Origin of the sequence: Bacillus rhizoplanae (assembly GCF_917563915.1) — a bacterium.
Classification (GTDB): Bacteria; Bacillota; Bacilli; order Bacillales; family Bacillaceae_G; genus Bacillus_A; species Bacillus_A rhizoplanae.
This window is the reverse complement of the sequence record NZ_CAKJTI010000010.1, coordinates 64,838-84,654: the sequence shown is the minus strand read 5'-3', so window position 1 is coordinate 84,654 and position 19,817 is coordinate 64,838. Positions and strand designations below refer to the sequence as shown.

Here is a 19,817-nt window from a genome sequence, read left to right as displayed (position 1 = left end):
TGAAAAGAAAGTAAATAACGTGAACCCGGTACGATATCGGGTTCACGTTATTTAGAGGTGCGCTTTTTTAATTAAAGGCTGCTTCCTACAGAATTCATTCCCTTTTGCAATTTCATAAATGAACGATACATTCCAATTCTCCAAGATACGATCATCGCAAAAGCAAGTAAGAAGAACATACCGCTTAATTGTCCTAAATCAATTGATTGACTTAAATATTCTTTCATACCGATGCGGACAGCAAGTAAACCGACTAAAATAAATATAAATGCTTTAGAAGGTATTAAATAGATGTCTTTTCCGCGTATTTCAAATTTTGATGTTTTAATAAGAAAAATAGAGAAAAATAAACCAACGATAACTGCTTCCCAAATTTCTGATGTTGTTAATCGGAATTCTGGTAAGATGTACATGCATGCTCCCGTACTCATAAAAATCGGTGGGAGTATAATTTTTTTTAATGATACAGGTTTCTTTGCTGATTTTAAGCGAATAATCATCATTCCAATAGCCATGCAAAGAGCAACAACACTCATTACAACAGCTAAGTTTATATTTAAGTTCATATTTTACCTCCTTTTATCCCTTGTATGATTTTTTTAATAAAATCATAAACCAAACTAGAGCAATGCCAATGATAGTATGAGACGTTCCTGCTATATGGCTTAACCCTTTAAAATCAGTTCCATTTATTTGAAGAAGTCCGCGTGCCGCCAATGAACCAACTGTTGAAATCAGTCCTATATTATAAACGATGAACCACGCATTAAAACCTTTTGCTTCATGAAATGCAAATGATTTTGATAATGCAAAGGCAATTAAAAAGAACAAAAATCCAAGAACTAACATATGCGTGTGCAAAAGGTTCAGCAGAGTAGTGCCTTGAATTCCCTGCGCTTTTGCATATTCTCTTGCAAATACACCGGAAAATAAACCGATAATTAAATAGACAAAAGATGCATTATATAACTTTTTCATAATAACCTCCTAAGGTAGTATTAGCAATGTTTATTTTTGGGAATAGAGCCATATTTAAAAGCTATCTTGTCATTCCGTATATGAGGCCAGAAATATAAGGGATTAACCAAATGAACCATACGATAACGCTTAGTGTATGGAATGTTGTCATCATTTTTCTATCTTTTCTTATTAACACAACCGTTGCCCAAACAGCATGAAATAGCATAAGTAAAATTGCTGATAAGCCTGTTATTCCGTGAAAGCTGAGGAGAGATCCTGCTGAAGCCATTTTCTCCATTAATGTAGTTCCGAGCGTATCACATACTAATCCAAGCCAAAAAATAATGACATGCCAAGGTTTTAACGTCTTTTGAAATTTTTCACTCCATACTCCGATTGTATAAAAAATAAGTGCAGCTGTAATAAATGTAATAGCGGATGCTAACACGTTCATCATTCCTTTCTAACAGTCATTTGCTTTATATAAAGCATGTTACATGAGAATTATGAATAGAATATGAACGCAATATTACATATGAAATTTGCCTAATTATTATATTAAAATTGTGTTATATTGTAAATAAAAATGAAAATATGCTTTAAATGAAAGAAAACTTTCTTATTCCCTAGTCAGATAGGGGATAAGAAAGTTTTTTTAGATTACTACTAACTCTTAAATTTCGTTTTCTCGTAGTAATTTTCCATCTCGAAGTGTTAAAATTCGATCACATACATCAAGCATTTTTTCATCGTGTGTAATCATAATTGCTGCTTTTTTGTTTTTCTTAACTTCATGCTTCATTAATTCAACTACTTCTCTAGCGCGTTTTGAATCAAGACTAGCAGTAGGTTCATCAGCTAAAATTAAGTCTGGATTATTCATAAAAGCACGAGCGATGGCTACACGTTGTTTTTCACCGCCTGAAAGTTGATTCGGATAATGATTCATTCGATGTGATAATCCAAATGTTTTCAGTAATTCAGTTGCAAGCTTGTCAGCTTCTTTTTTATTTTCTCCCTTTAACTTAGCGATATATAAAAGTTGTTCTTTAACCGATAAGAAAGGTACGAGATTTGCAAATTGGAATATAAAACCAATTTTTTCTAGACGAATACTTGTCATCTCTTTTTCTGATAAATTCGTTACGTTTTGATCAGAAATATAAATGTTTCCTTTTGAAGGAGATAGAAGTGCACCTGCAATGGAAAGCAATGTACTTTTTCCTGAACCTGATGGACCAACAATACCGATAAATTCGCCCGCTTTTACATCTAACGTAATTGGATGAAGGGCAGTTACTTCTGTATCTCCTTCGCCATATACTTTACTTACTTGTTCAAGCTTTAATAATGACACTGGGTTATCCCATTTCACTTCTGTTACCATTACATTCCACCTCCGATTGCTTCTAGTGCATCTACTTTCAATACTTGATATAGAGAAATTAGTGTACCGAAAATACTAATTAAGATAAAGATACCTGCATATTGCGCGATTGTTGTTGTTGTTAATAAGAATGGCATGCTAGCTGGTAAAACAGTCTGTACTGCCAAGATTAAGCCAATGCCGATTACAAGAGCGACACCAGATAAGAAGATGGATTGTACAACTAAATTACCTGCTAAATATGAGTTTTTTGTTCCAATTGCTTTTAATACGCCTAATTGGTGTGTTTTTTGTAATGTAATAACATAGAAGAAAACACCGATTAATAATGCTGAAATTACAAGTAAAAACGCAATAATCATCGTTAATGTTCCTTGTTCTTCTTTATAACCTGGAATACCTTGCAGTACTTCTTTTTTATCGACAATTTTTACATTATCTGCATTATCGATTTTTTTATCAGTATTTAGAGCGATTATGCTGTAATCTTTTTCATTCGGCATTGCAATGCTGCTCCATACATTTTCATTCATATGAACAACAGGTGTATGGCTAAACATTTGATTTTCTGTAAATCCAACAACTTTGAAAGTTTTCTTAGAAATAGGATCTACTAGCTTATCTCCAAGCTTTATACCTTTTTCTTTGATAGATTCATCAGCAACGATTTCATCGTCTGCTAAAGCGCTGTTTTTCCCTTCAATCACTTTTGGGGCAATGAATGAATCTTGTTTACTTGAAAAAATAGCAGCATCAACTTTTTTTGAACTTCCTTCTTTTTCAAATGTCGTCATTTTAAGATGCATTGGAACCGCATCTTTTTCATCAACTTGTGCTAATACTTTATCTACGTCGTCTTTCTTAATTTGAGAGCGTAATAATTTACCCTCGGCATCACTTGATACTACAAACTTGTCTGCTTTCATTTCGATAATAGAAGAGGCATTATCATGAGATAAACCATTTGCTAAACCTGATATGATAAGTACAAGAAATGATAACAGGATCATAATTGTACCGATTAATCCGTATCTTAATTTTGATTGTTTTAATTCTTTAAGTGCTAAAAACATTACGTTCATTCCTCCTTGTTTCGTTCTATGCTCTTATCATAAAGAGGAAATATGAACGGAATATGAACAAAAGATTACAAAAAAAGAGTCTATAGGTTATATAGACTCTTCTTCTTGTTTTGGAAGGTAAATAGAGAAGGTAGTTCCTTTTCCAAGTTCACTATCAACAGTTATTGCTCCGCCATGAAGATCAACGACTTTTTTTACAATAGAAAGACCTAATCCGCTTCCGTTTACATTTCTGTTTCGGGCAGTATCGACTTTATGAAAACGATCAAATATTTTTTTTACTTCATTCTCCGGTATACCAATACCCATATCAGTAATCGAAATACGCCACTCTGTTTCCAGCTCTTCTGCTTCAAATGAAATCGTTTCGCCGCTTTCTGTAAATTTGATGCTATTGGTAAACAAGTTGGTCCATACTTGATGAAACAAGTTTTCATCTCCGTAAATTTGTATGCTAGGAACATCCATTTCAACTGCAAGTTCTTTTGTTCTCCATTCCCACTCAAGCATAAAAATAATATCTTTTATTTGTTTCCCTAAATCAAAGGGCTGCTTACGTAAAGTAAGATCTTCTTTATCAAGCGATGCTAACATTAATAATTGTTTACATAAACTGGACATGCGTCGACTTTCTGATTCAATGATTTCTAAGTAATGTTTTTGCTCAGCTGCAGTTAAATCATGTGTTTGTAATGTTTTTGAAAATCCTTGAATAGATGATAGGGGGGATTGAAATTCATGAGAAACATTCGAAACAAATTCTTGTCGCATCCGATCTGAATTTTGTAATCTTTTGGCCATTTTACGAAAGCTAGTTGCAAGTGTGCCAATTTCATCGCGCCGATTTTCTGGCAGTGCTAAATCATAGTTCCCACTTGCAATTTCTTTTGTCGCACGTGTAAATCTTTGAATAGGGCGAACGACAAAGCGGGTAGCTATCGCGATAAGAATTAGACTGATTAAAATAATTAATCCTAATAAAACGGCATAGAAAATACGTAATTCTCCAAATTGCTGTTGAATATCTGGGCGAATAAATAGCGCATACACTTTACCGTTATTTTCAACAGGAATTCCTATACTATTCGAAAGTGTATTGTCAAAAAAACCGGTAGCAAATAAACGATTTGGATATGTTAAAATCCCATTGTATATATTTCCGTTTAATACATGTTCAATCGTCTCTACGCTAATATTTATTTTCTTGAAATCATCACCGTACCGCTTACCTTGTTTTTTATCGTCTACTACGTAAATCTCAAAGCCAAGATTAGAAATAGACTGTAAGTACTCATCTTTATTTAGTTCTGTATTTTTCTCATATAAGTATTTCACTTCTTGTGCGTATTTTAAAATTTTCTCACTGTTATATGGTTTTAAATACACATGATAATATACATTTGTAAGTAAAAATGCGACTATACTACTAACTAGCATAATAAAAACAGATATAATAACAAATCTTGAATATAATGATCGCATATTTTTTCACCTCTAATTTAACTTTCTATTTTTGGAGAGTAAGGCTCTCACCTCAAGATTCTGAGAAAACAAAGAAGATAGGTGGGAGATAACTGTTGGCATGTGCCTGATTGGTGAGAGTTTTCTATTAGTAGGGATGAAGAAAAAAACACTGATGGTTATATAAGCCACTCACTTTCGTAGAATAAGAAATGTTTATGAACAGAAGATGAACACGTTATTACAATTTCTAAGAAAATGAAAAGTGTGCTGTCAGCAAAACTGATAGCACACTTTTCATTTCATTAAAACGATGAACCACTAACATAAGAAATGGAGGATGCAACATTCATTATCCTGCTATTCACGGGCAGTAAGACCCTCACCTGAAGATTAAGAGAGAAGCGAGGAAGATAGGTGGGGGATAACTGCTGGCATGTGCCCGATTGGGCGGGCTTTCCATCAGGGGGGATGAAAAACCCCCCACTGATATGGAAATTTCACTTTACCTTAAGGTTATTTCAAATCTGTTGGGATTGAAGAAATATGTTTGGAACGGTTTGGCTTGAAAAAAATTAGAATCGAAGGGAGCAGCATACCACGAACAAGGAACGTATCAATTAAAATCCCCATTGTCATCGTCAAACCGAACAGAAAGAGTTCCTGAAGTGGTTGCGTAATGAGTACACAGAATGTAGCTGCGAGTATGATACCAGCTGATGAAATGACGCCCCCCGTTAAAGCGACTCCACGTGCCACCGCTTCTTTCCATTCATACTTTTGTGCCTCTTCCTTGATGCGGGATACAAGCATAATATTATAATCGACCCCTAATGCAATAAGAAAAACAAAGGTGTAGACAGGTAGACGATAGCTAATCGAATCGTAGCCTAAAATATGATGAAAGATCATCCAACCCAGTCCTAAAGTTGCAGCATAGGAAAGTAACATTGTTACTATCATCGTTAGCGCTATGATGATGGATCTTGATTGATACACAAGCATAATGAAAATGAAAATTGAAATAAGTGAGAACGTTACGATCGTATCTTTTTCATTTAAAGATCGCACATCTAGTTGCTGTGCGGTTTGCCCACTATAATGCAAGGAATATTGCTGTGAATCAAAGCCGCTCTTCGTTAACAAACTGTTACTGTTTTCTCGCAGTGTATTTATTGTATTTAAAGCTGCTTTGTCGTAAGGATTGTCTTGTAAAGTCAATTGCAGTCTGATGGCATGCTTTTCTTCTGATAAGAAATTTTTTGGCAAGTTCGAATTGGGTGCGGATAATCCTGAAGTGATTTCAGGGGTGACGGCATTTACTCCATCTAGTTCTTTGATTGAGTTTGATAATGAAGCTAATTTTTCAACAAATGGTTGGTCTAATGCAATTTCTTTATCTGATTTCAAAATGACAGTAACGGGTGCTAATTGTCCTGGTGGAAAGCGTTCTTCTAAAATTTCAAAACCTTGCCGCGATGAAATGTCATTCGGAAATGACTTCATTAAATTAAATGAATATTTCATGGATCCAACGTTAAGTGAAGCAAGAATAAGCATAACTAATAGTATACCTGCTGTGATTGTAGGCTTTTTCTTTACAAAACTGCCTACATTTTTCCAAAAGCCGCTTAACTTTTCTTCTTTCTCCGCTATTTTTGGAACGAAAGGCCAAAACGCTTTTCGTCCTACTAGTGCAAATATAGCTGGGATTAGTGTAATACCTCCGAGAAGAATGATCACCATGGCAACTGAAAATACTGGAGCAAAGTGATGATACGGTTTAAAAGCAGCAAAAAACAATGTAAGCATTGCGATAAGTACCGTTCCACCACTGAATAGAATAGGTTCCATTACTTGTGTCAATGCGACTTGCATAGCATCGTATTTCGAATCAATCTTTTTTAATTCCTCTTTATAACGAGCTAAGATGAATAAACAATAATCCGTTAAAACTGCAAACAGTAAAATCATCATAATCGAAAGTGCTTGTTTATCGACGACAAACCATCCATTTTGGCCCGCCAATCCTAATATACGATCCACTACTTGATATACAATACTCGCAATGATTAATGGAATGACGGCGAGTAGGGGAGAGCGATAAATTATGATTAATATAATTAGAATCAACCCTATTGTTGCAAACATCAATACGAAATCAGCATTTTTGAAAAGTGTAATCGTATCCGCTGCAATCCCAGCTGGGCCTGTAATCTCAAACTGTAAATCTCCTATACCTGTTTCTTTTACATGGTTTCGAATTTGCTCTAATGTCTCATAAATTTGATTCGATTCTAAACCTTTTGTCATCGCAACATTTAAAAGAATGGTCGTGTTATCTTTGGAAAACATTTTATCTTGTGTGGCTTTGGGGAGTTGGTGGAATGGTAATGCACTTGCTACATTTTTTGGTTTATCATCTGAAGAAAGCCACTTGCTAATTTCTGAGATTTTTGCACGCTCGCTCTCAGTGATCGCATCTTTCCCATGAAAAACAAGCAAGGCTACTAATCCGTCTTTGGATGGAAATTGTTCGTCAAATATCTTTTGAGCTACAGCAGATGGAGTATCTTCATGTATGCTTCCTTCACCGCTGCTTGTTGCGTATTTTTTGGCTGCTGGTGCGATGAAACTTAAAACGCCAATAGCAAGAATCCAGCCGATTAAAACTATTTTGGCACCTTTTGCACTACTTATGAAACGAGCAAGTTTGTATAAAGGACGATTAATCACATGTATAACCTCCCTTTTTTAATTTCAGGAAAATTTTAGAATAGAAATATGAACGGAATATGAACAGAATATTACAAAAATTATGTCGATAATTAGTTCTTAACTTTGTTTCTATTTTGTGAACAAATGGAAATATTGAGCCGGAAATGTTGCTTTAATGTTTTTTTATGTTTATTATATACCTATACGGGTATAAGTAATTAGAAAGTGAAAATGATTGAACCATATATGAAGGAGGAAAAGAAGGATGAGTAAAAAGATTCTTGTAGTTGGCGGAGTTGCTGGCGGAGCATCAGTTGCAGCACGTCTGCGTCGTTTAAGTGAAGATGATGAGATTATTATGTTTGAGCGCGGAGAATATATTTCATTTGCAAACTGCGGACTGCCCTATTATATTGGCGGAGTCATTCAAGAAAGACAAAAGTTGTTAGTGCAAACAGTTGAAAAAATGTCAAAGCGTTTTAATTTAGATATTCGCATTTTAAGCGAAGTAATAAAAATTAATAAAGAAGAAAAAACAATTCTTGTAAAAAATGTAGTTACAAATGAAACTTACGAAGAGTCTTATGATGTTTTAATTCTTTCACCGGGTTCTAAGCCGATGGTACCACCAATTCCAGGAATTGAAACAGCGAAAGCGTTATTTACATTACGAAATGTACCTGATACAGATCGTATGAAAGGATATATTGATGAAAATAAACCGCGTCATGCGACTGTAATTGGCGGGGGATTTATCGGCGTTGAGATGGCTGAAAACTTGAGAGAAAGAGGCATTGATGTAACACTTGTTGAAATGAATAATCAAGTGATGCCACCTATTGATTATGAAATGGCAGCCTACGTACACGAACATATGACAAAGCATGGCGTTCAGCTCATTTTAGAAGATGGGGTAGATGCATTCGAAGAGGATGGAGCAGTTATTCGTCTGAAAAGCGGTACAAAAATTCATACGGATATGATTATTCTCTCTATCGGCGTTCAACCTGAGAGCAGTTTGGCAAAAGAAGCAGGGCTGGAATTAGGCGTTCGAAATACAATTAAAGTAAATGAAACATTACAAACTTCTGATCCGTCTATCTATGCGATTGGAGATGCGATTGAGGTAAAAGATTTTGTTACGGAAACGGAAACAATGATTCCACTTGCTTGGCCGGCAAATCGTCAAGGTCGTCTATTAGCGGATATTGTTCATGGCCGTGCAGATTCTATATATAAAGGAACGATGGGTACATCTATTGCTAAAGTATTTGAAATGACAGTGGCTTCAACAGGAGTGAATGAAAAAGTATTACAACGTTTAGAGATACCCTATGAGGTAGTTCACGTACAAGCAAACTCTCATGCGGGGTATTATCCAAATGCGTATCCGATCTTACTAAAGCTCATCTTTAACAAGGAAACAGGAGAAATTTACGGAGCGCAAGCTGTAGGCCGCGATGGCGTAGATAAACGCATTGATGTCATCGCAACAGCAATGAAAGCAAAATTGAAGGTTATGGATTTACCTGATTTAGAATTAGCATACGCTCCGCCGTATTCTTCTGCTAAAGATCCTGTAAACATGGTAGGGTACGCAGCAAGCAATATTATTGAAGGGCTTGTTGATACTGTACAATGGCATGAAATTGATGACATCGTTGAAAAAGGCGGATATTTAATTGATGTACGTGAACCACACGAATTAAAACAAGGAATTATAAAAGGATCTGTGAATATTCCATTGGATGAATTGCGTGATCGATTAAATGAAATCTCAACAAATCAAGAGATCTATATTACATGCCAACTTGGAATGAGAGGGTATGTAGCGGCACGTATTTTAATGGAAAATGGGTATGCAGCGAAGAATGTAGACGGTGGTTTTAAACTATATGCGACAGTTTTGCCAAGTCGTGTTGAGCACTAATAGTTAAAGGTTTTCATTATAAGTGATAACGTCCTCTCAGTTTTGATAGGGCGTTATCACAAAAAATTAAAAAGAGGGGTTTACAAAATACTCTCTAGGGTATAGTGTATATAAGGTTTAACAAACAATGTAGTTTAACATAAAACAAATGAAAGCATGGAGGTGCTCATACATTGGAATATGGTCAAGATATGAAAAATCGTCTGAAGCGAATTGAAGGACAAATTCGTGGTGTGCTTCGCATGATGGAAGAAGGAAAAGATTGTAAAGAAGTGATTACACAACTAACTGCATCACGTTCTGCAATGGATCGTACGATTGGATTAATTGTCGGAACGAATTTGGAAAAATGTCTTCGAGAGCAATTTGAAAAAGGTGATACATCAAATGAAGATGTAATAAAAGAGGCTGTACAACTACTTGTAAAAAGCAGATAATCTGTCAATTTATTGACAGATTTTAAAAACAAATTACATATACCTATATGGGTATATGTAATGAAGACTGTAAGGTAAATATTATCGGAGGTATATAAAATGAATGTAAAACAAGTATTACATGTAGAAGGGTTAGCATGTCCAATGCCAATCGTAAGAACAAAAAAAGCGATGGATGCCCTGCAATCTGGAGAGATTTTAGAGATTCGTTCTACCGATAAAGGAGCTGTAAAGGATATTCCAGCATGGGCACAAACAAGTGGACATGAAGTATTACAACATGTTGAAGAAGATGGTATTTTAAAATTTTGGATTAAGAAAGCGTAAGAAATTTGGAGGGTATGTTTTATGAGTACGAATGCAGCGTTGAACATCGTTTTTATTACACTTATTGCTTGGTTTGTTATCTCTCGTTTTTTACCTGTTAAGGGAGTAAAAAATATAAGCGGAAAAGAACTAAAAGATGAGATCAAGAAAAAGAATAAGCAATTGATTGATGTACGTACACCAGGGGAATTTAGAGGCAACCATATTCAAGGTTTTCGAAATATGCCATTAAATGAGCTGGTACAAAAAGCAAGTAGCTTAGATAAAAACAAAGAAGTAATTGTAATTTGTCAAAGTGGAATGAGAAGTAAACAAGCAACAAAAGTATTAAAGAAGCTAGGGTTTAAACACATTATAAATGTTTCAGGCGGTATGAATGCTTGTAATTAAGGAGGATGTATGAAAAATGAAAGAAATCAGTGCGAAAGAATTAGAAAATAAACTTATGGGTAATGAAGTAGTAAATATTATTGATGTACGTGAGGTAGAAGAAGTTGCGGAAGGGAAAATTCCAGAAGCGCTTCATATTCGACTTGGCTTATTAGAGTTTCGGATGCATGAGTTAGATAAAAACAAAGAGTACGTGATTGTATGTCGTTCTGGTGGCAGAAGCTCACGAGCAGTTCAATTTTTAGAAGGTCAGGGTTTCCAAGTTATTAATATGAATGGTGGTATGTTAGCTTGGGAAGGGAAAACGGAGTAACGGATCTAATTTCAGCGGAGGGGCTATTCGTATGTCGAACGTCGTCGAAGGGTCTTTATCCCGCATTAACGGGCAGTAAAGGATGGAGAAGAGCTGGGAAGAAAACTGCCCGTAAAAGCCCGATTGGTTCAACTAACCATCAGTGAGAAAAGCGTCACTGATGGAAGTTTCACTTTAAATTTTGTCGAAGCGCCGATATATCACAAAAAGCGCCGATATATTGGTGAACACGTAATTTTGAGTCGGCTTCTTTGTGTAGAAATTTCCATTACCCATACGGGTATGAGTAGGAGGGGCAGCATGGAGCAACAGAAAAAAACAACAATTGTGTTGTTTAGCGGGGATTATGATAAAGCAATGGCAGCGTATATTATTGCAAATGGTGCAGCAGCGTATGATCAAGAAGTAACTATTTTTCATACATTTTGGGGTTTGAATGCACTTCGTAAAGATGAGCCGGTAAAAGCAAAGAAAAATTTCTTAGAAAAAATGTTTGGAAAGATGATGCCTCGCGGTGCGAATAAGATGGGGTTATCGAAAATGAATTTTGCAGGTATGGGACCGAAAATGATTAAGCATGTTATGAAAAAACATAATGCAATGCCGCTGCCAGATTTAATTGCTATGGCGAAAGAGCAAGGCGTGAAACTAGTCGCTTGTCAAATGACAGTGGATTTATTAGGACTAAAAGACGAAGAAATTATGAAAGATATCGAATTTGCAGGAGTTGCAGCATATTTAGCAGATGCTTCTGAAGGAAATGTGAACTTGTTTATTTAGCCTTCAAAGTTGATTCATTTTGAAAATGAAAAGCCGCTGAAGAACCAGCGGCTTTTGAGATATGTTAATTATCTAGTGTATTCTTTTGTTTATCCTCTTGTTTTTGTTCTTGGTCCTCATTTGTATCTTTATCTTGCACTGCAGGCTTTGTATCAGCAGGAAGTCCAAGATGTTCGCGGAGTTGCTTTGTTATGTCAGCTATATTTTTTTGATCAGGCATGTAGTAATACGTATGTTTCGGAGCATAAGAAGGCTTACAAATTTTATCCGCTGCCATATAGCAGTCTTCGCCAGCTAGTTGTACTTTCTCAATTGAAGACCCTATACCATATTTGTAGAATGATAACATATCATCAAATGAGAAATTTGTTTTAAAGTCTCCATTAATATCATCAATGATTTTTCCTACTTTTGTTATGGAACCAGCACTCGCTAGTTTTTTTACAGTAGCTTCAATGACAAGCTGTTGGCGTTGACCGCGCATAGCATCGCTATCGATTTTGCGTGTTCTTGCTAAAGCAAGAGCTTGTTCTCCATTTAGATGCTGGTACCCTTTCTCGAGATGAATTGCACCTGCTGTATCGTTACTATCTTGTTCTGTAAATGTAACGGGTACATCTATGTCGATTCCCCCTAAATCATCGACAACTTTAATGAAAGATTTAAAGTTAAATTTCACAAAATAATCGACAGGAACATGAAATAGTTTTTCTACTGCATCAATAGTAGCTTGAGGTCCACCATCTTTTCCATTCTTTACAGCACCAAATGCATATGAATGTGCAATTTTATCTTTTTTCTTTTCTACTGGAATATAGGCGTATGTATCACGTGGAATACTTACTAGTTTCACTGTTTTACTATCTTTATTAAAAGTTGCGAGCAGCAGTGCATCTGGATGAAATGAACCAGCGTATTCTTTCTCACGGCCTTGATTTTCATCAATACCCATAATTAAAACAGATATGTTATTAGAAATGGGTTTGACAGCTTGCTCACGCAATTTGGATTTATCACCACGCGCTAAATCTTGAGATGCATTTCGAACAGCAGAAGATGCTTTATTCACTAAAAACCAAGTGTAACCTCCCAAACTAACTAAAAACAATACAATAACAAGCCCTACAATTTTTAATTTTTTATTGCTTTTTTTATGCTTCTGTTCACGTAAATTTGATTGTTGATTCATTTTGTATACTCCTTCATTAATAATTGAAGCTACTGCAACGCTTACATCAACTAATTATAATTCGTTGTTATAAAAAAGAATATTAAAAGTTATTTACACTTTATGAATCTTCCGTCTATTTAGTTTGTAAAAAGAGGATATCAAAAATTATCAATTCAGCTATTGTTAGAGTATCCTCTTTAAAATGTTAATTTACAGAAAATATTTACAATTACAAAATCTGTATATAAAATGGAAGAAAACGGATGGGAGCAGGGGTATGGTAAAGAAAGTTTTCATACATAGTTCGGAAGTGCTTGTGCAGTTCTTCTTATCAGTTATCGGGATTATTTGCTTAGGAGCATTGCCTGGTTTATTTCAAGGTTTAAAAATAGATTTTCATAAATATATAGAGACGGTAAAAATGGTTTGTAATAGTTTGCTACATATGTCGTCGATGACGTATTTACCAGTTAGTAAAGATCCGCAACCAAGACCATTATTTCCTCAATTATTTGTCCATTATAAAGAAACGATGATTATCTTTTTAGCTTCTTTTTTTATTTCACTTTTGATTGCTTTTCTAATTGTTTATATTATTTTACGCAGCAGCACGAGTGTTCAAGAAAAAATCAAATCATTTTTACTCTTTCTTGAATCTATTCCGGATATTCTTCTTATCATTGGCTCGCAAATTTTTGTCATTTGGATTTTTAAACAAACAGGTATTTTAGCTGTAAGTATTTCGGGGATTGGAGAGCAATCTATTCGAGGATTACCAATCATTTGTTTAAGTGTACCGACAACGATTATGTTTGTAAAATTATTATTATTGCGTTTTGAAACGGAACTTGAAAAAGATTATGTACTGTTTGCAAAGGCAAAAGGATTAGATAAGCTCTACATTTTAAATCATCACGTATTACGCAATGTATTATTAAGTACGCTCTTTTTTGCAAAAACGAACATTTGGTTTATGCTATCAAATTTGTACATTATTGAATGGCTTTTTAATACGTATGGCATGTTTGTATTTGTAAAAGTAGCCGCAGGTGTTAATTTTGCATCAGGTATTCCTGTTTTTACGGTGAGCTTGTTGCTTCTTTATATACCTATTTTTATTATTTTTAAGTTGTTTCATTATCTCGTTCCAAATGTAATGAAAGAGAGGCTATAATGATGTGGCAATATATGAGGCGTGATAAACGGTTTTGGGTGAGTGTATCATTTATTATTATACTTGTTCTATTAAGCGTTGGAAACACCCTTTTTAATGATGGGAATATTAGAAGAGTGTCCATTCAGTTCGATAAAGACGGAACACCTGAAGTACCTCCATTTCCGCCTTCATTTCAGTTTTGGCTTGGAACAGATCACCAAGGATTTGATTTATTAAATTTAGTCATTGAAGGTGCGAAATGGACAATCGGAGTATCTGTACTGATTGCGTTATTGCGTATAGCATTTTGTATCTGTTTCGGTGTTTTTCTTGGAACATACATAAAGCGAGGATTTACAAAATTAGAAGCTTTTTTTGATAGTTTTACAATTATTCCAATGGTTATGATTGCGGCGTTCTTACTACAATATGCGATTCCATTTAACAATGGTGAAGCAACTTCCACCTTTTTTGAACGAGCTTCGTTTGAAATTATTTTATTAACGGCGCTGGCGGTTCCCACAATTTCTTTATATATTGCCAATGAAATTCGTAAGTTATTAACAGAAGAATTTATTGATGCTGCTAGAATTTTAGGAGGTAGTAAACGACACATTATCATGAAACATGTTTTTCCACACTTGTATTCGACCTTTGTCATTGTATTTATGCAGCAATTCGTGCAAACACTTATTATTTTGCTGCATCTCGGTTTATTAGGTTTATTCTTTGGAGGAACTGTTATTTTTTATGAGGGAGTGGATTCATATACTCATGAATGGTCAGGGTTAATTGGGGTCTATTTTCGGTCTTTAACAGTTCATCCGTGGATTCCACTTGTACCTATTACATTTTTGGGATTAACCATTTTTTCAGGAAATATAATCGTAAAATGTATACAGGATGCAGTAGTGAAGGCAAAGCTAGGAGAGAGTACAAAACAGGAGAAGAGAGAAGAGAAACAACCTATAGCAACAGAAGAATTGTTTGCGTTTAAGCATACCATGTGAATGTAGATTCATGTCATTACTGAGCTGTTAATGAGGAAGGCCATTTGTAGAAAGTGAAAAATAAGCAGCTGGATGAATCCAGCTGCTTTTGCATGTTTTCTCTCTATTCGTTTTTGTTTTCGTGAATTTATGAAAGAAATGTAAGTAATGACCATACGTACCTGTACAAGAACAACCACCTCTGGATTCGATGCCATAGTAGTCACTTGAAACTTGAACAAATTGTTGATAACCAATATAATTGGAATGAAACGAAACGTATGTTCTGTTTTCGGATACATGAGTCTCCTTCTAAATTTCTTTTTTCTCAGTTTCTATTAGCTCGGCTAAAATTCTAATTTGAACATGAAATAGAATTTTGCTCATTGACGAGGAACATCCAGGATCCCATTAAGCAGCTTGTTTTATGGTGAAACGAGAAGAAGCTTTGAAATAAATCAAGGTAATCAATAAATATATACAAAATGTGATAATTGTCACCATTATAGAAGTAGTAGCAACTACACTTACTAATATGGAAATTAAAATCAAAAGAGATGCTAATGTTGTATAAGGAAAATGGCGAGCTGAATAGATATTTTGCTTCCATTGTTGCACACGAATTTTCAAATACGCTAGCGTAATAATAATCCAAATGCATAATACAGTATACGCAAGAGACCCCATTAAAAAGTTAAACGTTTTGCTTCCGGCGAATAAAGAGATAAGCACCCCTACATATAAAGAAGATGTACAAGCTAGGATTGCATAGATAGGGACTTTTTTTCGAGACAACTTTGTAAATAAATTTGGAAGTTGTCCATCTTGTGCTTGTGTATATACGATACGTGAAGATGCGTATAATCCAGCATTCATGGAAGAGATAATGGCTAATAGTATAATTGTATTCATAACGTGATCCGCATATGGAATTCCTATAGCTTTAAATACCATTACAAACGGACTCTCTGGAACCCCATTTACTTGATTCCATGGAATCAAGCTGACTATTATAAAAAAAGGTAAAACGTAAAAAGAAATAATTCGAATTAATGTTCCTCTTACAGCTTTTGGTATAGCTTTTTCTGGATTTTTGGTTTCCGCTAAAGTGACACCTATCATTTCGGCACCGCCATATGAATATATTACTACTAGCATAGCTGAAATTAATCCATGCATACCATTTGGAAAAAATCCACCGTGTGATGATAGATTAGAAAATCCTATTGCAGTATGAGTTTGAAATGGAACTAATAGGACGATAAAACCAAATATAATAAATAATACAATGACAGTAATTTTTAATAAGGCAAGCCAATATTCTGTTTCTGCGAACAGTTTTACTGAAAATAAATTTACTATAGTAACAGCGATAGAAACGATTAAAGCTAAAACCCAAATTTGTATATTTGGAAACCAATATTGAAGGAATGTAGCTGCTACTAATGACTCTGCAGCTATGTTTAGCACCCACATTTTCCAATAAATCCAATCTAAAAAGTATCCTGCATATTTACCTAGAACGGGTTGAATTAGATCTCGAAATGTTCTAGCTTGTCGATTTTCTAATGCCATGTGAGCCATGCCCTTCATGACAAACATTAAGATCATTCCTCCCAATAAATAGGCAATAATTACCGATGGTCCTGCCATATCAATAGCTGTACTACTTCCTTTAAACAGTCCGGCTCCTATAGTCCCGCCTAGGGCCATCATCATAATATGCCGTGATGTTATCGTGCGTCTTAAACTTTCTTGTTTATTTGTCATATGATTTTCCCTTCCTCTCTATGTTGTAAATATATAAAAAGGCCCATCATCTCTTTGAAGAGACGATGGGCCTAAAACCTACCGCGGTACCACTCTTATTGACCTCCTCACATACAGGGAAATCCAGCTTTTTGCACATTATTAATGCTAAATTTTATAACGTAAATCAACCGTAAAAGCCTAACATATCCTACTTTGTTCAGCTTTTCCACTCCTAGGCGAGTTCGAAGTTTCATGTGACTGTGTTCCACCACCCCACAGCTCTCTGCACATCATGAGAATTCTTCTACTACTCCTAATCATTGTGTTTATTATATCTGTCTTATAAAATGTTTTGTTAATATTATGGATTAATATATAGAAAGAAAATTCAGTTGTCAAGAATTTTACGAAATTTTATATACTTCAGAATTAAAGGTAAATACAGGAACTCTCACATTGTGAGAAGGATTTAAGACTTTTATATTTTAATTTGTCTATTACCTTATAAAAAAATAAATTATCTTACCAGCTGTATTCGAATTGCGAGAACTACTGTTATTTTAAAATAATGTAGATTCTTGTCATTCTGTTTTAGTTGACAATGCATTACAAGCTATATATAATCAAAATCAAATCTAAATAGTAAAAATCGATGAGTAAGAGGAGTACCTATAATTGAGGCGTTGCAGAGAGCTGGGATTGGTGTGAACCAGTACGACAGATCATAGGGAATGGACTTACGAGAGGTACGTTGAAACATTTGGAGTATGCGACCCGGGTTCCGCCGTTAAAAGGATGAGGATATCGAATGTAACATTCCGTATCCAATAAAAGTGGATTCTTTTATCTGATAGGATAAAAGATCAATAGAGGTGGCACCACGGTATCGTAATATATCGCCCTCTACATACCAATAGGTATGTAGAGGGCTTTTTTATTTCTCCAAAACGTTTAATTTCTCATCGTTTTTACTTTGAAAGGGAGGATAAAAAGATGGAATTATTACAAGCGAAAGAAGGCTTCTTTGGAGAATATGGAGGAAGTTTTGTACCAGAAACATTACAGCAAGCATTAAAGCATTTAGAAGAGGCTTTTGATACGTACAAAGATGATCCAGAGTTTATAACGGAATTTCAATATTATTTAAAGGAATATGTAGGTCGTCCGAATCCGTTATATTATGCGAAGCGCTTAAGTGATCAATTAGATGGTGCCAAAATTTATTTAAAACGTGAAGATTTAAATCATACAGGTGCACATAAAATTAATAACGTACTTGGGCAAATATTATTGGCAAAACGCATGGGAGCGAAGCGAGTTATTGCTGAAACAGGAGCAGGGCAACATGGAGTTGCAACAGCAACGGCATGTGCAATGTTTGGAATAGATTGTACGATTTATATGGGTGGACTAGATACAGAGCGCCAAGCATTAAATGTATTTCGCATGGAATTACTGGGCGCTAAAGTAGTCGCTGTACAAGAAGGAGGACGTACGTTAAAAGAAGCTGTAGATGCTGCTTTAGTAGATTATGCAACTCATTATGAAAATACATTTTATTTATTAGGTTCTGCATTAGGTCCGCATCCGTATCCAACAATTGTTCGCCATTTTCAATCTGTAATTGGATACGAGGCGAAACAACAACATCTTGAAAAAGAAAATCGTCTCCCGGATTATATCGTTGCTTGTGTAGGCGGTGGTAGTAATGCCATTGGTTTATTTGCACCGTTTTATAATGATACAGAAGTGAAAATGGTTGGTGTTGAACCAGGAGGAAAAGGAATTGAAACAGGTTTGCATGCTGCACCATTAACAGCAGGAGAACCCGGAATTATTCACGGTTTTAAATGTTATATGATGAAAGATGAGAATGGTGACATTGCTGAGGCGCATTCAATTGCAGCTGGTTTAGACTATCAAGGAGTTGGCCCAGAACATAGTTATTATAAAGACACAGGCCGCGCAGAATATGTATCCATTACAGATGATGAGGCATTAGCGGCATTTCATACGTTATCAAAAGTAGAGGGCATCATTCCTGCGCTTGAAAGCTCACATGCTGTAGCGTATGCGATGAAACTTGCGCCTACCTTATCTAAAGAGAAAACAATTATTGTAAACTTATCTGGTCGTGGCGATAAAGACGTTCAACAAGTATTTGAATTAGAGAATAAAAATGAAAAATAAAAAAAGAAAGTATCTCGTTCTGGTACAACGAAATACTTTCGTAAAATAACAAAGCACATATAGTATAAAAGATTTTAAGGTAAAGTGAAACTTCCATCAGTGGGAGGCCTTATCCCCACTGATGGTTAGTTGAACCAATCGAGCTTTTACGGGCAGTTATCCCCCAACTATTTTCTTTGCTTTTCTCTGAATCGCTTACTGCCCGTTAATGCGGGATAAAGTGAAACTTCCATCAGTGGGTTTTCTTTTGTGTGTCTATAATCCATCGCAATCCACCAATGTCCATCCCCGCATAAAAGCACAATACCTTTTGGTAATTCCCACTCTTCAATGTAATAAGCACTTGATAGAATTCCTTCTTCTCCAATCCCATTTATGTAATCAACGCTAACATGGTCTTCTGCCCAACCTGTTGGAACAGAAGTAGGGTAAGCATCATAAATTAAATAGCCACCGTTTTGTATTTTACATAAATCAATATACGATTTCGGTAACTTTATGCCTAGCTTAGTTTCAGCGGAAACAACCATTTCATCTGTTAAATCTTCTAGTTTTTTACTAGATTTATCCCAAATATTTCTCATTTATTATCTCTTTTATCAAAATAAGCTGCTTACGTTAGTTTAAATTCATTTCTTCACCGTCTCTTTTCTATTTTATCATAAATAATTCATTTACCCTTTTACAAAAAAATGCACAAACGTAGGCTTATGGTGATTCTAAATAGATGTTGCATCTCACGTTATTGGGATAGATTTTTTATATCCAAAAGTC

At 35.1% G+C, this 19,817-nt stretch carries 20 protein-coding genes and 2 other annotated features; of the genes, 9 read left to right on the top strand and 11 right to left on the bottom strand.

Annotation, left to right across the window (positions count from 1 at the left end; genetic code table 11):
* Positions 1-71 precede the first annotated feature (71 nt).
* From LRP84_RS11980 to LRP84_RS11950, 7 genes are all read right to left on the bottom strand, one after another.
* Positions 72-566, bottom strand: coding sequence for a CcdC family protein (locus LRP84_RS11980; RefSeq protein WP_230575290.1), 495 nt, complete (start codon positions 564-566; stop codon positions 72-74).
* 13 nt (positions 567-579) lie between these two features.
* Positions 580-978 (bottom strand): DUF2871 domain-containing protein, encoded by a 399-nt coding sequence (locus LRP84_RS11975; RefSeq protein ID WP_230575289.1) that lies wholly within the window; start codon positions 976-978, stop codon positions 580-582.
* Between the two features lie 61 nt (positions 979-1,039).
* The gene (locus LRP84_RS11970; protein WP_230575337.1) at positions 1,040-1,408 is read right to left on the bottom strand and encodes an HsmA family protein; all 369 of its coding nucleotides are present in this window, start codon (positions 1,406-1,408) and stop codon (positions 1,040-1,042) included.
* A gap of 225 nt (positions 1,409-1,633) precedes the next feature.
* Positions 1,634-2,347 carry an ABC transporter ATP-binding protein gene (locus tag LRP84_RS11965; protein ID WP_230575288.1) on the bottom strand — a complete coding sequence of 238 codons (714 nt, stop codon included), beginning with the start codon at positions 2,345-2,347 and terminating at the stop codon, positions 1,634-1,636.
* Positions 2,347-3,420, bottom strand: coding sequence for an ABC transporter permease (locus LRP84_RS11960; protein WP_230575336.1), 1,074 nt, complete (start codon positions 3,418-3,420; stop codon positions 2,347-2,349). The genes LRP84_RS11965 and LRP84_RS11960 overlap by 1 nt, the downstream gene beginning before the upstream one ends.
* Before the next feature lie 96 nt (positions 3,421-3,516).
* Positions 3,517-4,911 (bottom strand): sensor histidine kinase, encoded by a 1,395-nt coding sequence (locus LRP84_RS11955; protein ID WP_230575287.1) that lies wholly within the window; start codon positions 4,909-4,911, stop codon positions 3,517-3,519.
* 495 nt (positions 4,912-5,406) lie between these two features.
* Positions 5,407-7,623: an MMPL family transporter gene (locus LRP84_RS11950; protein WP_230575335.1), complete on the bottom strand. Its 2,217-nt coding sequence runs from the start codon at positions 7,621-7,623 to the stop codon at positions 5,407-5,409.
* Positions 7,624-7,873: 250 nt separating this feature from the next.
* Between LRP84_RS11950 and cdr the strand changes: the two genes are divergently transcribed.
* The 6 genes from cdr to LRP84_RS11920 all read left to right on the top strand — a co-directional run bounded on the left by cdr (position 7,874) and on the right by LRP84_RS11920 (position 11,785).
* Positions 7,874-9,538 (top strand): CoA-disulfide reductase, encoded by a 1,665-nt coding sequence (gene cdr, locus LRP84_RS11945; RefSeq protein WP_230575286.1) that lies wholly within the window; start codon positions 7,874-7,876, stop codon positions 9,536-9,538.
* 173 nt (positions 9,539-9,711) lie between these two features.
* Positions 9,712-9,975 carry a metal-sensitive transcriptional regulator gene (locus tag LRP84_RS11940; RefSeq protein WP_035432943.1) on the top strand — a complete coding sequence of 88 codons (264 nt, stop codon included), beginning with the start codon at positions 9,712-9,714 and terminating at the stop codon, positions 9,973-9,975.
* Positions 9,976-10,074: 99 nt separating this feature from the next.
* Entirely contained in the window at positions 10,075-10,302 is a 228-nt protein-coding gene (locus LRP84_RS11935; RefSeq protein ID WP_230575285.1) for a sulfurtransferase TusA family protein, read from the top strand.
* Positions 10,303-10,323: 21 nt separating this feature from the next.
* The gene (locus tag LRP84_RS11930; RefSeq protein ID WP_230575284.1) at positions 10,324-10,692 is read left to right on the top strand and encodes a rhodanese-like domain-containing protein; all 369 of its coding nucleotides are present in this window, start codon (positions 10,324-10,326) and stop codon (positions 10,690-10,692) included.
* Positions 10,693-10,708: 16 nt separating this feature from the next.
* The gene (locus tag LRP84_RS11925; RefSeq protein ID WP_230575283.1) at positions 10,709-11,005 is read left to right on the top strand and encodes a rhodanese-like domain-containing protein; all 297 of its coding nucleotides are present in this window, start codon (positions 10,709-10,711) and stop codon (positions 11,003-11,005) included.
* 300 nt (positions 11,006-11,305) lie between these two features.
* Positions 11,306-11,785 (top strand): DsrE/DsrF/DrsH-like family protein, encoded by a 480-nt coding sequence (locus LRP84_RS11920; protein WP_230575282.1) that lies wholly within the window; start codon positions 11,306-11,308, stop codon positions 11,783-11,785.
* Between the two features lie 64 nt (positions 11,786-11,849).
* On the opposite strand, the gene LRP84_RS11915 is transcribed toward LRP84_RS11920, so the two are convergent.
* On the bottom strand, positions 11,850-12,974 hold the full coding sequence (locus tag LRP84_RS11915; RefSeq protein ID WP_230575281.1) for an LCP family protein: 1,125 nt from the start codon (positions 12,972-12,974) through the stop codon (positions 11,850-11,852).
* Between the two features lie 259 nt (positions 12,975-13,233).
* Here LRP84_RS11915 and LRP84_RS11910 point away from each other — a divergent pair, with 259 nt between their 5' ends.
* Both LRP84_RS11910 and LRP84_RS11905 read left to right on the top strand, forming a co-directional pair.
* Positions 13,234-14,130 carry an ABC transporter permease subunit gene (locus tag LRP84_RS11910; RefSeq protein WP_230575280.1) on the top strand — a complete coding sequence of 299 codons (897 nt, stop codon included), beginning with the start codon at positions 13,234-13,236 and terminating at the stop codon, positions 14,128-14,130.
* 2 nt (positions 14,131-14,132) lie between these two features.
* Positions 14,133-15,122 carry an ABC transporter permease gene (locus LRP84_RS11905; protein ID WP_230575279.1) on the top strand — a complete coding sequence of 330 codons (990 nt, stop codon included), beginning with the start codon at positions 14,133-14,135 and terminating at the stop codon, positions 15,120-15,122.
* 8 nt (positions 15,123-15,130) lie between these two features.
* On the opposite strand, the gene LRP84_RS11900 is transcribed toward LRP84_RS11905, so the two are convergent.
* Both LRP84_RS11900 and LRP84_RS11895 read right to left on the bottom strand, forming a co-directional pair.
* Positions 15,131-15,403 carry a hypothetical protein gene (locus LRP84_RS11900; RefSeq protein WP_230575278.1) on the bottom strand — a complete coding sequence of 91 codons (273 nt, stop codon included), beginning with the start codon at positions 15,401-15,403 and terminating at the stop codon, positions 15,131-15,133.
* 109 nt (positions 15,404-15,512) lie between these two features.
* On the bottom strand, positions 15,513-16,871 hold the full coding sequence (locus LRP84_RS11895) for an amino acid permease (protein ID WP_230575277.1): 1,359 nt from the start codon (positions 16,869-16,871) through the stop codon (positions 15,513-15,515).
* A gap of 55 nt (positions 16,872-16,926) precedes the next feature.
* Positions 16,927-17,183 (bottom strand) — a binding site (T-box leader).
* 313 nt (positions 17,184-17,496) lie between these two features.
* Positions 17,497-17,760 (top strand) — a binding site (T-box leader).
* Between the two features lie 86 nt (positions 17,761-17,846).
* Between LRP84_RS11895 and trpB the strand changes: the two genes are divergently transcribed.
* The gene (gene trpB, locus LRP84_RS11890; RefSeq protein ID WP_230575276.1) at positions 17,847-19,043 is read left to right on the top strand and encodes a tryptophan synthase subunit beta; all 1,197 of its coding nucleotides are present in this window, start codon (positions 17,847-17,849) and stop codon (positions 19,041-19,043) included.
* A 167-nt stretch (positions 19,044-19,210) separates the two neighbouring features.
* Here the strand turns inward: trpB and LRP84_RS11885 are convergent, their stop codons facing one another.
* The gene (locus tag LRP84_RS11885) at positions 19,211-19,627 is read right to left on the bottom strand and encodes an SMI1/KNR4 family protein (protein WP_230575275.1); all 417 of its coding nucleotides are present in this window, start codon (positions 19,625-19,627) and stop codon (positions 19,211-19,213) included.
* Between the last annotated feature and the right edge of the window lie 190 nt (positions 19,628-19,817).